This is a genomic window from Pantoea sp. VS1 (assembly GCF_002207995.1).
In the GTDB taxonomy this organism is placed as follows: Bacteria; Pseudomonadota; Gammaproteobacteria; order Enterobacterales; family Enterobacteriaceae; genus Pantoea; species Pantoea dispersa.
This window is the reverse complement of record NZ_NHZE01000002.1, coordinates 94096-109625: the sequence shown is the minus strand read 5'-3', so window position 1 is coordinate 109625 and position 15530 is coordinate 94096. Positions and strand designations below refer to the sequence as shown.

Annotated in this window: 10 protein-coding genes and 1 rRNA gene; 6 read left to right on the top strand and 5 right to left on the bottom strand. The window is 58.4% G+C overall.

Annotated features, from left to right (window positions below):
• The 5 genes from rrf to aceK all read left to right on the top strand — a co-directional run.
• Window positions 1-107, top strand: a 5S ribosomal RNA gene (gene rrf / locus CBW22_RS00515); the annotation flags it as partial.
• Between the two features lie 300 nt (window positions 108-407).
• Window positions 408-1337: a homoserine O-acetyltransferase MetA gene (gene metA / locus CBW22_RS00510; protein ID WP_031279798.1), complete on the top strand. Its 930-nt coding sequence runs from the start codon at window positions 408-410 to the stop codon at window positions 1335-1337.
• Between the two features lie 270 nt (window positions 1338-1607).
• Window positions 1608-3206 carry a malate synthase A gene (gene aceB, locus CBW22_RS00505; RefSeq protein WP_058757600.1) on the top strand — a complete coding sequence of 533 codons (1599 nt, stop codon included), beginning with the start codon at window positions 1608-1610 and terminating at the stop codon, window positions 3204-3206.
• A gap of 16 nt (window positions 3207-3222) precedes the next feature.
• Entirely contained in the window at window positions 3223-4527 is a 1305-nt protein-coding gene (gene aceA, locus CBW22_RS00500) for an isocitrate lyase (RefSeq protein ID WP_058757599.1), read from the top strand.
• Between the two features lie 66 nt (window positions 4528-4593).
• On the top strand, window positions 4594-6330 hold the full coding sequence (gene aceK, locus CBW22_RS00495; RefSeq protein ID WP_088515744.1) for a bifunctional isocitrate dehydrogenase kinase/phosphatase: 1737 nt from the start codon (window positions 4594-4596) through the stop codon (window positions 6328-6330).
• On the opposite strand, the gene iclR is transcribed toward aceK, so the two are convergent.
• Window positions 6327-7157, bottom strand: a complete 831-nt coding sequence (gene iclR / locus CBW22_RS00490) for a glyoxylate bypass operon transcriptional repressor IclR (RefSeq protein WP_058757603.1) — start codon at window positions 7155-7157, stop codon at window positions 6327-6329. The two genes, aceK and iclR, sit on opposite strands and share 4 nt — an antisense overlap.
• Window positions 7158-7353: 196 nt before the next feature.
• On the opposite strand from iclR, the gene metH reads away from it, so the two are divergent.
• Complete coding sequence (metH, locus tag CBW22_RS00485) at window positions 7354-11037, top strand: methionine synthase (RefSeq protein WP_088515743.1); 3684 nt, start codon at window positions 7354-7356, stop codon at window positions 11035-11037.
• Between the two features lie 147 nt (window positions 11038-11184).
• Here the strand turns inward: metH and CBW22_RS00480 are convergent, their stop codons facing one another.
• The 4 genes from CBW22_RS00480 to yjbE form a co-directional block, all read right to left on the bottom strand.
• Window positions 11185-13275: a YjbH domain-containing protein gene (locus CBW22_RS00480; RefSeq protein ID WP_088515742.1), complete on the bottom strand. Its 2091-nt coding sequence runs from the start codon at window positions 13273-13275 to the stop codon at window positions 11185-11187.
• Window positions 13275-14012 (bottom strand): capsule biosynthesis GfcC D2 domain-containing protein, encoded by a 738-nt coding sequence (locus tag CBW22_RS00475; RefSeq protein WP_088515741.1) that lies wholly within the window; start codon window positions 14010-14012, stop codon window positions 13275-13277. The genes CBW22_RS00480 and CBW22_RS00475 overlap by 1 nt, the downstream gene beginning before the upstream one ends.
• A complete protein-coding gene (locus CBW22_RS00470; RefSeq protein ID WP_058757594.1) occupies window positions 14009-14656 on the bottom strand; it encodes a YjbF family lipoprotein in 648 nt (215 codons plus the stop codon). The genes CBW22_RS00475 and CBW22_RS00470 overlap by 4 nt, the downstream gene beginning before the upstream one ends.
• 78 nt (window positions 14657-14734) lie before the next feature.
• Window positions 14735-14983, bottom strand: a complete 249-nt coding sequence (gene yjbE, locus CBW22_RS00465) for an exopolysaccharide production protein YjbE (RefSeq protein WP_021508031.1) — start codon at window positions 14981-14983, stop codon at window positions 14735-14737.
• Window positions 14984-15530 lie beyond the last annotated feature (547 nt).

The window sequence follows — 15530 nt, the reverse complement described above, 5'->3', positions numbered from 1 at the left end:
AACAGCGCGGTGGTCCCACCTGACCCCATGCCGAACTCAGAAGTGAAACGCCGTAGCGCCGATGGTAGTGTGGGGCCTCCCCATGCGAGAGTAGGGAACTGCCAGGCATCAAACCAGTAAGGAAGCCCCGGACGAGAGTCCGGGGCTTTTTTACGTCCGTACTCCGGCAAATTTGCCGCCAAAAACCCCCTCCATAACGACTTATTTAACCCTGAAAAAATTCTAACGCACTCTTATTCCGACCTTATTGCTGCTGCTCACCGCGCGGCGCTCGCGGCTATTGCCGTTCAATGCTGAAACATTTTCATAAACCGCATGAAGACTCGACATCCAGCGGCAGCCAGGCTAATCTCGGGCATCTGGATGTCTAAACGTTTATATGGTTATCAGCAAGAGGTCAGCAGGTTATGCCAATCAGGATCCCCGACGAATTACCGGCAGTGAATTTTTTGCGTAATGAGAATGTCTTTGTCATGACCTCATCGCGCGCCAGTGTTCAGGAGATTCGTCCGCTTAAAGTGTTGATCCTTAACCTGATGCCTAAAAAAATTGAAACGGAAAACCAGTTTCTGCGCCTGCTCTCTAACTCGCCGCTGCAGATCGATGTCCAGCTGTTACGCATCGACAGTCGCGAGTCGCGCAACACACCAAGCGAGCATCTGAACAACTTCTACTGCAACTTCGACGATATCGCTAACGATAACTTTGACGGCCTGATTGTCACCGGCGCGCCGCTGGGGCTGGTTGATTTCAATGATGTTGCCTACTGGCCACAGATTCAGCGCGTGCTGCACTGGGCGAAAGAGCACGTCACTTCTACCCTGTTTGTTTGCTGGGCGGTGCAGGCGGCGCTTAACATCCTGTATGGCATTCCTAAACAGACGCGACAGAACAAGCTTTCTGGCGTCTATGAGCATCAGATCCTTCATCCGCACGCGCTGCTGACGCGCGGTTTTGATGACAACTTCCTGGCGCCGCATTCACGTTATGCAGATTTCCCCAGCCAGCTGATCCGCGACTACACCGATCTCGAGCTGTTTGCCGAATCGGAAAGCACCGGTGCCTATCTGATGGCGAGTAAAGACAAACGCCTGGCGTTTGTCACTGGCCATCCGGAATATGACGCTCTCACGCTGTCGGGTGAGTACCATCGGGACTACGAGGCCGGCCTGCACCCTGAGGTACCGTTCAATTACTTCCCGCAGGACAACCCGGAATTGCCGCCGCGCGCCACCTGGCGTAGCCACGGCAACCTGCTGTTCTCCAACTGGCTCAACTACTACGTCTACCAGATTACGCCATTCGATCTGCGCCACATGAATCCAACGCTCGAGTAAAACGCCTGCTAACAACGCGTTTAAACCTGCCGTGACAGCCGCGTGTTGTCGCGGCTTTTTTTTGCCTTTTTTCTATGATGGAACGTATTGCCTTTATTTCGTGAGATTAAATTACAGTTAAATCAGATAAATAAAATCAAATAAACACTAAAATGGAAATAGTTTTTGAAATTAAAATAAAAATGATTATGCTCTGATCTTGCCGGTTAAAAAACACCCTACAGCCCGATCCTGTTGTTAGAAAAAGGATCAAACCAGGAGGCAGCCCGCATGACAGACACGGTTATCAGCCCGACACTGACCTTTAGCCAGCCCTTTACCCACGCGGAAAAGCAGCTGCTCACGCCCGAAGCCATTGATTTCCTGCACTCGCTGGTAGTGCGCTTTGCACCCGAGCGCGAGCGTCTGCTGAAAGCGCGTCAGCAGCGCCAGCAGCGCTACGATCAGGGGGCGTTGCCAGACTTTGATTCGGAAACCGCTTCCATTCGGCAAAGTGACTGGCAGGTGAGGCCCATTCCTCAGCTGTTGCGCGATCGCCGCGTCGAAATTACCGGTCCGCCAGATCGCAAAATGGTGATCAACGCGCTGAACGCTAACGTCAAAGTGTTCATGGCCGATTTTGAGGATTCGCTGGCACCGACCTGGCAAAAACTGCTTGATGGCCAGCTGGCGCTGCGCGATGCGGTTAACGGCACGCTGAGCTTCACCAGCGAAAACGGCAAGATCTACCAGTTACGATCCGATCCAGCGCTGCTGATGTGCCGGGTTCGCGGCTTACATCTGGATGAGAAGCATGTTGAGTGGCGCGATCGGGCCATTCCCGGCGGGTTATTCGACTTTGCGCTCTATCTGTTTCACAACGTCACCGCGCTGCTGGAGAAGGGCCACGGTCCGTGGTTCTATCTGCCGAAAACCGAGCATGCGGCGGAAGTGGCATGGTGGCGGGAAATCTTCCGCTTCAGTGAAGATCGTTTCGATCTGCCGCGCGGCACCATCAAAGCCACGGTACTGATCGAGACGCTACCCGCGGTATTCCAGATGGATGAGATCCTGTGGGAACTGCGCGATCACGTGGTTGGCCTCAACTGTGGTCGCTGGGATTACATCTTCAGCTACATCAAAACGCTGGGCCAGCATGGTGACCGCATTCTGCCGGATCGTCAGCAGATCAGCATGGACCAGCCGTTCCTCGAGGCTTATTCGCGCCTGCTGATCAAAACCTGCCACCGGCGCGGTGCGCTGGCGATGGGCGGCATGTCGGCGCTGATCCCGGCCAAAGACGCTGAACGCAACGCCTGGGTGATGCAGAAAGTGCAGGAGGATAAGGCGCGTGAAGCGGGCAACGGCCATGACGGTACCTGGGTCGCCCATCCTGGCCTGGCGGATATCGCCATGGCGGAGTTTGACCGTCAGCTGGGCGATCGCCCCAATCAGCTGCACGTCAGTCGTGAACAGGATACGCCGATCACCGCCGAGCGCCTGCTGCGCCCGTGCCGTGGTCAGCGCACCGAAGCCGGAATGCGCGCCAACATCCGTGTTGCGCTGCAGTATCTGGAAGCGTGGATCAGCGGCAATGGCTGCGTGCCTATTGATGGGCTGATGGAGGATGCCGCTACCGCGGAGATTGCCCGCACCTCCATCTGGCAGTGGATTCACCACAAGCAAATCCTCAGCGATGGTCAGCTGGTGACCGCCGCGCTGTTCGAACAGTTTCTTGATGAAGAGCTGGCGGCCCTGCGCCACAGCCTGGGTGACTCGCGCTTTGACGCCGGTCGCTATGAAGATGCGGCTGCGCTGATGGCGCAAATCACCACCGACGAACAACTGGTTCCTTTCCTCACCCTGCCGGGCTACCGCCTGCTGCCCTGACTCTGGAGATACTGCTATGTCAAATCGTACCCAACAGATCGCTCAACTGGAAAATAGCTGGCTGGCATCACGCTGGCAGGGCATTACCCGTCCTTACAGCGCCGAAGAGGTCATTAACCTGCGCGGCTCCGTTAATCCCGCCTGCACGCTGGCGGATCGCGGCGCGAGAAAGCTGTGGGCACTCCTGAACGGTGACGCGCGCAAAGGCTATATCAACAGCCTCGGTGCCCTGACCGGCGGACAGGCGGTGCAGCAGGCGAAAGCCGGCATTGAGGCGATTTATCTCTCCGGCTGGCAGGTGGCGGCCGATGCAAACCTGGCCGGGCAGATGTATCCGGACCAGTCGCTGTATCCGGTCAATTCGGTGCCGAACGTGGTGGAACGTATTAACCAAAGTTTTCAGCGCGCCGATCAAATCCAGTGGGCGAGCGGACTGTCGCCGGACGATGACGGCTTTATCGATTACTACCTGCCGATTGTCGCCGATGCGGAAGCCGGATTTGGTGGGGTGCTCAATGCTTTTGAGCTGATGAAAGCGATGATTCAGGCCGGCGCCGGCGCGGTGCACTTTGAAGATCAGCTGGCGGCGGTGAAGAAGTGCGGGCACATGGGCGGCAAGGTGCTGGTGCCGACGCAGGAAGCGATTCAGAAACTGGTGGCGGCGCGGCTGGCGGCCGATGTGATGGATGTGCCCACGGTGCTGATTGCACGCACCGATGCCGACGCTGCCGATCTGATTACCTCCGATTGCGACGAGCGCGATGCGCCGTTTATTTCCGGGGAACGGACCGCTGAAGGCTTCTTCCGCACCCATGCCGGTATCGAACAGGCGATAGCCCGTGGCCTGGCGTATGCGCCGTATGCCGATGTGCTGTGGTGCGAAACTTCCACGCCGGATCTGGCGCTGGCGCAGCGCTTCGCCGAGGCGATTCACGCGCAGTATCCCGGCAAGCTGCTGGCTTACAACTGCTCGCCTTCGTTTAACTGGAAGAAGAATCTCGACGATCGCACCATTGCCCGCTTCCAGCAGGCGCTGAGCGAGATGGGCTACCGCTTTCAGTTCATCACTCTGGCCGGCATTCACAGCATGTGGTTCAACATGTTCGACCTCGCGCACGCTTATGCGCAGGGCGAAGGTATGCGCCACTACGTGGAAAAGGTGCAGCAGCCGGAATTTGCCGCACGCGAACGCGGCTACACCTTCTCTGCGCATCAGCAGGAAGTGGGCACCGGTTATTTCGATCGCATCACCACGGTGATTCAGGGCGGCAGCTCGTCGGTCACCGCGCTGACCGGCTCCACCGAAGCCGCACAGTTCTGATCAGCGTACTCGCGGTGCGCAGCATGGCGCACCGTTTCACTGGCTCACGCTTGCCGGAGATTGCCGATGTCACCGAGAGAATCCCTTATCGCCCACACGATTCTGCAGGGTTTTGATGCGCAGTACGGCCGCTTTCTCGATATTACCGCAGGCGCGCAGCAGCGCTTTGAACAGGCGGACTGGCAGGCGGTGCAGCAGGCGATGAAAGCGCGTATCCATTTGTACGACCATCACGTCGGGCTGGTCGCCAATCAGCTGCGCATCCTCAACGAGATGGCCGACTGGGATGACGCTTTCTGGCTACGGGTAAAAAGCCACTATGCCACGCTGCTGCCGGGCTATCCGCGTCATGAAATCGCCGAAAGCTTTTTTAATTCTGTCTATTGTCGCTTGCTGGGGCACAGCCACTTACTGCCTGAGCGGCTGTTTATCCTGCCGTCACAGCCGTACGCGCCCGCGCCGCCGGCGCAGCGACCGCTGTCGCGCCTGTACCGGCCGCAGCACAGCTGGCATGAAACGCTGCGTCAGGTATTGAATGACATTCCGTTGCGGCTGACGTGGCAGGATCAGACGCGCGACATCGGCTGGATTGTGCGTCATCTGCACGAGCAGTTCAGCGCGGCACAGCTGGCCCATGCCACGCTGGACGTCGCCAGCGAGCTGTTTTATCGCAACAAAACCGCCTGGATTGTGGCGCGGCTGCAGCTGAGCGCGGGCGAAATCGTGCCGTGCCTGCTGCCGATCCAGCGCGATGACGCCGGGCGGTTGTGGATTGATACCTGTCTCACCGACAGCAATGACGCCAGCATCGTGTTTGGCTTTGCCCGCGCCTATTTCATGGTGTATGCGCCGGTGCCGGCCGCGCTGGTGGCCTGGCTGCAGCCGATTTTGCCGGGCAAAACCCTCGCCGAGCGCTATATGGCGATTGGCTGCCAGAAACACGGTAAAACCGAATGCTATCGCGAATATTTAGATTACCTGGCGCACAGTCAGGAAGCGTTCACCATCGCGCCCGGCGTGCGCGGTATGGTGATGCTGGTATTTACGCTGCCCGGTTTTGATCGGGTATTTAAGGTGATTAAAGATCGCTTCGCGCCGCAAAAAGAGGTGACGGATGCGCAGGTGCGCGCCTGTTACCGGCTGGTCAAAGAGCATGACCGCGTCGGGCGCATGGCTGACACCCAGGAGTTTGAGCATTTCGCCATTCCGCGCGCGCGCATTCCGGCGGCGCTGATGGCGGAATTTGAGCGCGAGATTCCGGAAAAAATCGAGCTGCGCGATGACGTAGTGATCATCCGCCACTTATGGCTGGAGCGTCGTATGCAGCCGCTTAACCTGTGGCTGATGCATGCGACGCCGGAACAGCGCCAGCACGCCATTGAGGAGTACGGCGATGCGATTTGTCAGCTGGCGGCGGCCAATATCTTCCCCGGTGATATGCTGTTTAAAAACTTCGGCATGACGCGCCATGGCCGCGTGGTGTTTTACGACTATGATGAAATCCGCCCGATGACCGAGCTGGTGTTCCGCGATGTCCCGGCGGCGCGTTACGAAGAGGATGAGCTGCAGGCCGAGCCGTGGTACAGCGTCGGGCCGGATGATGTGTTTCCGGAAACCTTCCGCTACGCGCTGTGCAGCGAACCGGCGACCGGAAAATTGCTGCAGGCGCTGCATCCGCAGTTGTTCGATCCCGGCTGGTGGCGCGCACTGCAGGCGCGGATCCGTGCCGGGCATATTGAAGAGGTGATGGCGTGGCGCGCCGGACAGCGTTTCAGCGCGCGCTACGCGTCAGTGGCCGCCTAGCGGCCGGCATAGCTCAGTGTTACCTGCTTCGCCGCGCGGATCACCAGCGCCCCGAGCTCGGTAATGCGGTCGTCGGTCATGCGCGCCAGCGGGCCGGAGATGGAGATGGCGGCAAACGGTTCGCCGTGTTCATCATAAATCGGTGCCGCCACACAGCGAAGGCCGAGCGCGTGCTCCTCGTCGTCGTGCGAAAAACCCATCTTACGGATCAGCGCCAGATTCTCCTTCAGGCTATGCGGCGACATCAGGGTTTTCGGCGTGTAGTGATGCAATCCCTTCTGATGCAGCAGGGCGGTGACCTGATCATCGCTGAGGTGAGCGAGAAACGCTTTGCCGGCACCGGACGCATGCATCGGCAACTTGCCGCCAATCGGCGCTGACATGCGCATCAGCTGGGTGCACTGTACCTGGTCAATAATCACCGCCTGATAATCACTGAGATCCAGCACCGCCAGATTCACGGTTTCGCCGGCTTCTTCCATCAGCCGGCGCAGAATCGGGTGCACAATCGCCAGCAGATTGCGGCTCTGCAGAAAACTGCTGCCGACCACAAAGGCATGAGCGCCAATGGTCCATAAACCGAGGTCGCCCACCTGATGCACAAATCCCTGCTGCTGCATGGTGGTCAGCAGGCGATGAGTGGTGGAGTTGGGTAGCCCGGCCTGTTGCGCCAGCTCGGTCAGCGCCACGCTACCGTGTGATTCGGCAATCAGCTCCAGCAAACGCAGCCCGCGCGTCAGAGATTGTACCTGGCCGCCGGCAGGGGCACTGGCCGCCGGAGCCGTACGGGGTTTTTTGCCGCGTTTCGCGGGCGCAGGGGTTGCCATAACATCTCCACAGTCATTGCAGGTATGGAAACCATTTTCGTTTTTAATGGTATGAATGCAAACGCTGGCTGACTGGTCGGATCTGCTGGTCATTTTGCCGCCGGTGCCCGCAAACGGGTGACTTTTGCTCATTTGAAAGTTGTGCCAGTATGACTGGCTGGCATTTAGCCAGCGTAATGACGTGGATGGGGCAAGAGTGAGCAATAAAACCGCAACGCTACAGCAGCAGCTGGCACAACGCATCATGATTCTGGACGGTGGCATGGGCACCATGATCCAGAGTTACAAACTGGATGAGCAGGATTTTCGCGGCAGCCGCTTCGCTGACTGGCCGTGCGATGTGAAGGGCAATAATGACCTGCTGGTGCTGAGTAAGCCGGACGTCATTCGCGAAATCCACGATGCTTACCTGGCGGCTGGCGCGGATATTCTCGAAACTAACACCTTCAACGCCACCCCGATTGCCATGGCCGATTATGAAATGGCCGCGCTGTCGGCGGAGATCAACTTCGAAGCGGCGAAACTGGCGCGCGCCTGCGCCGACGCGTGGACGGCAAAAACGCCCGATCGCCCGCGCTACGTTGCTGGCGTGCTCGGCCCGACCAACCGCACCTGCTCGATCTCGCCTGACGTTAACGATCCCGCGTTTCGTAACATCACCTTCAATCAGTTGGTGGACGCCTACCGCGAATCGACCCATGCGCTGATTAGCGGCGGTGCTGACATCATCATGATCGAAACGGTGTTCGATACCCTGAATGCCAAAGCGGCGATCTATGCGGTACAGAGCGAGATGGAAGCGATGGGCGTGACGCTGCCGCTGATGATCTCCGGCACCATTACCGATGCGTCAGGCCGTACGCTCTCCGGCCAGACCACGGAAGGATTCTACAACTCACTGCGCCACGCGGAGCCGCTGTCGTTCGGCCTCAACTGCGCGCTTGGCCCGGACGAACTGCGCCAGTATGTGCAGGAGCTGTCGCGCATTGCCGAAGGCTATGTCAGCGCCCACCCCAACGCCGGTCTGCCGAATGCCTTCGGCGAATATGACCTTGATGCGGCGACGATGGCGGCGCAGATTGGCGAGTGGGCGCGCGCCGGTTTCCTCAACATTATCGGTGGCTGCTGTGGCACCACGCCGCAGCACATTGCGGCGATGGCGGCAGCGGTCGAGGGCGTGCCACCGCGCCCGCTACCGGAAATAGCCGTCGCCTGCCGCTTGTCTGGCCTCGAACCGCTCAATATTCAGGCCGATTCACTGTTCGTCAACGTGGGTGAGCGCACTAACGTGACCGGCTCGGCCAAATTTAAGCGCCTGATTAAAGAAGAGAAGTACAACGAAGCGCTGGACGTGGCGCGACAGCAGGTGGAAAACGGCGCGCAGATTATCGATATCAATATGGATGAAGGCATGCTGGATGCGGAAGCGGCCATGGTGCGCTTTCTCAACCTGATTGCCGGTGAGCCGGATATTGCGCGTGTGCCGATCATGATTGACTCCTCGAAATGGGAGGTCATTGAAAAAGGCCTGCAGTGCATTCAGGGCAAAGGCATCGTCAACTCCATCTCGATGAAAGAGGGCGTCGAGCCATTTATTGCGCACGCGCGCAAAGTGCGGCGCTACGGCGCGGCGGTGGTGGTGATGGCGTTCGACGAAGTGGGCCAGGCGGACACCCGCGCGCGCAAAATTGAGATTTGCCGCCGCGCCTACCACATCCTCACTGAAGAGGTTGGTTTCCCGCCGGGAGACATCATTTTCGACCCCAATATCTTTGCCGTGGCCACCGGCATCGAAGAGCACAACAACTACGCGATGGATTTCATCGGTGCCTGTGAAGACATTAAACGCGAACTGCCGCATGCGATGATCTCCGGCGGCGTCTCCAACGTGTCGTTCTCGTTCCGCGGTAACGAACCGGTGCGTGAGGCGATTCACGCGGTGTTCCTCTACTACGCCATCCGCAACGGCATGGACATGGGCATCGTCAACGCCGGTCAGCTGGCGATTTATGACGATCTGCCGGCGGAGCTGCGCGATGCGGTTGAGGACGTGATCCTCAACCGGCGCGACGATGGCACCGAGCGACTGCTGGCGCTGGCGGAGAAGTATCGCGGCAACAAAGGCGAGGGTGAGCAGGACAAGCAGCAGGCCGAATGGCGCAGCTGGGACGTGGTGAAGCGGCTGGAATATTCGCTGGTGAAAGGCATCACCGAGTTTATCGAGCAGGACACCGAAGAGGCGCGCCAGGCTGCGGCACGGCCGATTGAAGTCATTGAAGGGCCGCTGATGTCCGGCATGAATGTGGTAGGCGATCTGTTTGGCGAGGGCAAAATGTTCCTGCCGCAGGTGGTGAAATCGGCGCGTGTGATGAAGCAGGCGGTGGCCTACCTCGAACCCTTTATCCAGGCGAGCAAAGAGGCCGGCCGCAGCAACGGTAAAATCGTGCTGGCGACGGTAAAAGGCGACGTGCACGACATCGGCAAAAACATTGTTGGCGTGGTGCTGCAGTGTAACAACTACGAAATCATCGACCTGGGTGTGATGGTGCCGGGCGACAAAATCCTGAAAACCGCGCGTGAGGAAAACGCCGACATCATCGGACTTTCCGGCCTGATTACCCCGTCGCTCGACGAGATGGTTAATGTGGCTAAAGAGATGGAGCGCCAGGGCTTTACGCTGCCGCTGCTGATTGGCGGGGCCACTACCTCGAAAGCGCACACAGCGGTGAAGATTGAGCAGAATTACAGCGGCCCGACGGTTTATGTGCAGAACGCCTCGCGTACCGTCGGCGTGGTCTCTTCGCTGCTGTCGCCCACGCTGAAAGAGGCGTTCGTGGCGCGCACGCGTAAAGAGTACGAAACCGTGCGGATTCAGCACGCGCGTAAAAAGCCGCGCACGCCGCCGGTCACGCTGCAGGCCGCGCGCGATAATCATTACGTCATTGACTGGCAACGCTACACGCCACCGATGGCGCATCGTACCGGCGTCAGCGCAGTGGAGGCCAGTATCGATACGCTGCGCAACTACATCGACTGGACGCCGTTTTTTATGACCTGGTCGCTGGCCGGCAAATATCCGCGCATCCTGGAAGATGAGGTGGTGGGTGAAGAAGCCACGCGGCTGTTTGCCGATGCCAATGCGATGCTGGATAACCTCAGCGCGCAGGGCACGCTCAGGCCGCGCGGCGTGGTCGGTATTTTCCCGGCGAACCGCGTCGGCGACGACATTGAAATCTACCGTGACGAGACCCGGCACGAGGTGCTGTGCGTCAGCCATCATTTACGTCAGCAAACGGAAAAAACCGACTTTGCCAACTACTGTCTGGCGGACTTCGTGGCGCCGAAATCCAGTGGTAAAGCGGATTATCTCGGCGCGTTTGCCGTCACCGGCGGGCTGGAGGAGGATGCGCTGGCGGCGGCGTTCGACCAGCAGCACGATGATTACAACAAAATCATGGTAAAAGCGGTGGCGGATCGCCTGGCGGAGGCGTTTGCCGAATATCTGCATGAGCGCGTGCGTAAGGTGATCTGGGGCTATGCCGCCCATGAAAATCTCAGCAACGACGAGCTGATTCGCGAAAATTACCAGGGCATTCGTCCGGCACCGGGCTATCCGGCCTGTCCGGAACACACCGAGAAGGCACAAATCTGGCAGCTGCTGGATGTGGAGCATCACACCGGCATGAAGCTGACCGAATCCTTTGCCATGTGGCCCGGTGCCGCGGTGTCCGGCTGGTATTTTAGTCATCCGGAGAGTAAATATTTCGCCGTGGCGCAGATTCAGCGCGACCAGGTGGAAGATTACGCGGCGCGTAAAGGCATGAGCGTCAGCGACGTGGAGCGCTGGCTGGCACCAAATTTAGGCTACGACGCGGATTGATGAATTGCCGGCGCAGAGCGCGCGCAATGAAATGTGCCCTATTGTTTGCGCAATAAATTGCGCCGCTACAAATACGTGCACACTCTGTAGCGGCGCGATTCATCGCGCGTTTTTTAAAACCGGCGCGGGTTCTACCCGCGCTGCAATTTAATTGAAACGCGCATCGCGATCGGAGGTCAGATCGTACAGCTGGTACTTACGGCCCAGCATCTGACCACCGTCACGCGTCAGCGGCACCCAGTTCACCTGCGCACGGCCACGGGTTGGCGTGACGGTAAACAGATCCATCGGAATCGAAATATAGAAACCTTTGGTGAAATCCCCTTCGCCATACGCTTCGGCTGACACGTTGGTTTTGGTGGCGTAGAAGCCGACCATCACGCCGCTGTCAAAGCGCTTCGACACATCCAGCGTGACCCCTTTGTCCTTCGCCAGATATTCACCGACGCTGGCTTTCACCAGCACATCCTGCATGAACCACGGACGCCAGTAAGCGGTAAGGTGCCCGGTGGGCGCCTTGTAATCGGTGAACTGCATCATGTTGTCCCAGTCACGCTGCTTCACGTAGTTCGCATCGAGACCGAAAGCCCAGTTGCTGTCCACCGGGCGAAACAACAGCTCGCCGCCCACGCCGCCGTACATGGTTTCCAGATAGCCACCATACACCTGGCCGTAGAAGCCATTGCCGAGATAGCGCATGTAGTTGGCCTGCAGATCATTCACGTAAACGTTGTTCTCCACGTAGTCGCGAATGTGGGTGCGCACGCGCGGCAGCGTCGAGTCGGCTGGCGCGCCGTTGTAGTTGAACTTGTCATAGTTATTGGCGATGTTGCCAAACAGGCTGCCGCCAATCAGCCAGTGATCGGTCAGCCAGTAATCGACATTGCCCATTACGCCGAGCTGATACATGTAGAAGCTTTCCGGACCGCCGACCGACTGGTTCAGCACCGGCGACAGGCTGTAGTTAAGGCGATCCTTGCGGATGAAATAGCCCTGTTCGGTGGTGCCCGGATCGATCGGTTCTTCACGCGTCTGCTGCAGCGGCTGCTCGTGACCGAGCGGATAGCCGCGCAGTTCGTTATTCAGGCTGGCCACATCGGTGCGCGTGGTGACCTGCGGCATGTTAAAACGCGACTCGGTGACTTCAATCGTATCAATGCCCGCCGGCAGATTGTTCATGATAATGCGGTTAGCGCGGTCAACGCCTTCGCGCGTGTCGCGATATTTGGTCTGCTCACCGGAGACGTACAGCGTGCGGCCTTTGGTCTGGATGCGCGGACCATCCAGTCCGGCATTGTATTTCAGATCGGTAAGCTGATTAGCGACCACCGTCGGCTGCAGCAGATCGCCCTGCGGCTGTGGCTGATAAGCCGGTTTTGCGCTATCAAGGTGCGACTGGTGTAACGAATTAAAGTTGGTGCGTACGGTCACGCCAAACATAAAGGTATTGCCGCGCTCGTAGCTGGCGTTGATATCCGCCCAGTCGGTAAGGCGATAGATTGCGCCAACGTTGACCTTACTGCGCTGCTCCAGCCGGCCGGCAAAATCGTCCTGATAATCGTTGCCTTCATACTCCAGCTTGAGACGCAGTGGCTGCCACGGCGTCTGGTATTCGATGCCACCAAACAGTGCCGCCGGACCGTGGAACATCTGCGAGCCGTTAATGGAACCCGCCGAACCGCCGCCGGTGCGGCTGCAGAAGCTATCGCTGTAGGAGCAGAACGGGTTTTTGATAGTGCCGCTGTTGCCGAGATAGCCCCAGCCCAGGCCGAGGCTGAAATCAAACGGCCCCCAGGCTTTACTCGCCACCAGATATTCACTGTCGAACAGGCCGGTACCGCCCAAATCGCGCGAACCCACCGCCACTTCCGGCAGCCAGAAGCTCTCCTGCCACAGGCGCAGCTTCAGGTCGAAGGCTTTGTCTTTATAGCTCTGGTTGCCGCTGAAGCCTTCCACCGCACTGTAGCGGCGGGTGCGTACGTCGGTATAGCGCACCGTGGTTTCCAGCCACGGGAACAGCTGCAATGACGCAGAATAGTAGCGATATTGATCGTTATCGCGGAAGTTCAGGCTAAATTCGCCCTCTTTTGCCATGCGCGCGGTCGGGGTTTGCATCAGGCCCACGCCGCCAAAATCAGATTGTGAAGGACCGACCGGTTCCGGCCAGGTTTCCGCCTGCACCTGGCATGCGGCGGCGACAGAAGCAGCCAACAGGCTGAGGAGTAATTGTTTTTTCATCAGTCTGGCATCCGGTGAGTCAGAACGGAAAGCATGCGCGCATTCAAATCAGGCTGGCCCCAGGGCAGGCTCCATGTGGAAAAGCCCAGCCAGATGATGCTGCCAGGCTCGACTTCAACATGCCGCTGATTCCAGTAAGCGATCGGCACCTGCTGCGTCTCACCTGACGGCGCAATCACCGTGGCCACGCTGCGTTCGGCACCCGATAAACGCGCATGCGGCGCGAGATAGTCACGCACCGTGCGTCCTGGCTGCCAGCTCTCACTGCCGGGATGGCTGAGTGCGCCCATCACCCGTACCTGCGTCGGCGCTGCCACGATGTACAGGTCGTAGCTGCCCTGCAGTTTACGGTTGGCTTCCGGACGCAGCCGCACCCAGTCGGGATCGAGCGAAGTAAACTGGCGCCCGGTAACCTGCAGGGCGCTGAGCTGCTGGATTACGCTGCCGATGGTTGCGGCCAGTGAAGTACCGCTGTCGGCCTGCCAGGCGCGCAGATCCGCCAGCAGCTGAGCGTGCTGCTGCTGCGCCACGGCGGTCGCACCGCGTTCGGCAATCACCGTGCCCGGCCACCAGCTGTGCAGCGCCGGGTTCGTTACCAGTTCGCTCAGGGTGCTGGCATGATCGATCTGGAAACTGCGCTGATCGTGCGCAGGGTGTACCGTCACCTGGCTATCCGCCAGCGCATGGCTGGCCGCCGTGAGGGCGAGTGTCGCCAGCAAGAGATTGATTTTTTTCATGATTTCGCCGGCTTCAGAAGGGTGGTTGCAATCGGGAACTGGTCAGCCGCCAGCATCTGCTGCGCCTGCAGCACCGTACCGTCGCGGTTATCGATCCAGAAGGTGTTCTGCCAGCTGACGCCGGGGCTCTCCATCTCTACCGTTTCGTGCCAGACGCGGCAGGGCACCCGCTCGCCGGCGAGGTTCAGCACTTCATCGTCGCCGCGCTGAAAGGTGGAGTGAGCGGTGGCGGCGCGCACGTTGTCCTGCTCGCGCCACTGCACGACGCGCGTCCACTGCGCGCCATTTTGCAGCCGCAGCGCATCGGCCAGCGGATCCTGCGCCAGGTTACTGACGGCCTGCAGGTTGTCGCGCAGGCCGAGGGTTTTCACCAGGCGGCCGTGCTGCATCACCAGCATGGCTTTATCCTGGGTCACCCATTTCTGCTGGCCGTTTTCCAGGTAGCCCAGCACCACAAAGATGCGCGGACCGTTGTCGACGCGCGCATACAGGCTGGCATAGGGCAGATTAGCGATTTGTTCATCGCTGACGGTGACATCGTCCGGACCGCTGATGGCCAGCATCACGGTCTGTTCGAGGCCTTTTTGCGTTTGTGTGCAAGCCTGCAGCAACAGGCAAAGAAGCAGCAAAGAGAGTCGGCGCACTGTGTATCCCTGTCTCAATAGAGGCAAAAAAACAAAAAATAACCACACGACTGTGTGGTTATGTTTAAAGGTGCTACATCAACGAGTGGTGCTCGTTGTGGTAGTGGTTGTTGTACCGGTATTTGCACCGTCGCCACCGCCAGCAGCGGCAACGCCGAGACCCACTAACGCACCGAGTGCGCCGATACCCACAGCGGTGGTCGCACCGGTCGAGATTGCTCCCGCCTGCGCGCCTGCTGCAGCACCGGCTTCTTCCGGTGCGGCAATCGCAGCGGAAGAAACGGCAACGTAAAGTAAGGCTGCACCGGCAACCATCAGTTTTTTCATAACAACGTTTCCTGCATCTTGATAAAACGTGAATGAAGGATATTACCCGTCATACCGTACGCTGCCGTCCGATGGCCGCTGGGCCGCATGCAGCTGGCTAACCGTGGTCAGCGCGCAATAATGTTTCCCGGGCCGCCGGGCGACAGCGGGGAAGTATTCAGGGCAGCCTTGAAGGCGCGTTCAGTATAGGGCAACAAATTACCAGAGTTCAGCGCCAGAAAAAGAGGGGGATTAAGCAGGACATTTCTGGTGATAAATAAGGCGAATTGGCGTTAGCTGCTTTTTTTAATTGCGCTTTTTTCGCTGGCTGGAATATTTGCGCAGGACGTTATAGCACAGCAGCATTTTTCACTTTTGCATTAAAAAATGGCACGGAATAGGAATAATCAGATTTTCCTGAAAGGGTTAAAATAGAAAGGTAAATTTAATCAGTTGCTTAGGTGGGCGAGGTGGACAAATCAGATCCATTTTTTATCAGATAAGCCCGCCACGAATGATGGCATCTTCCGATTTTCCTTAGGGCATTTTAAGAATTATCTAACCGCAG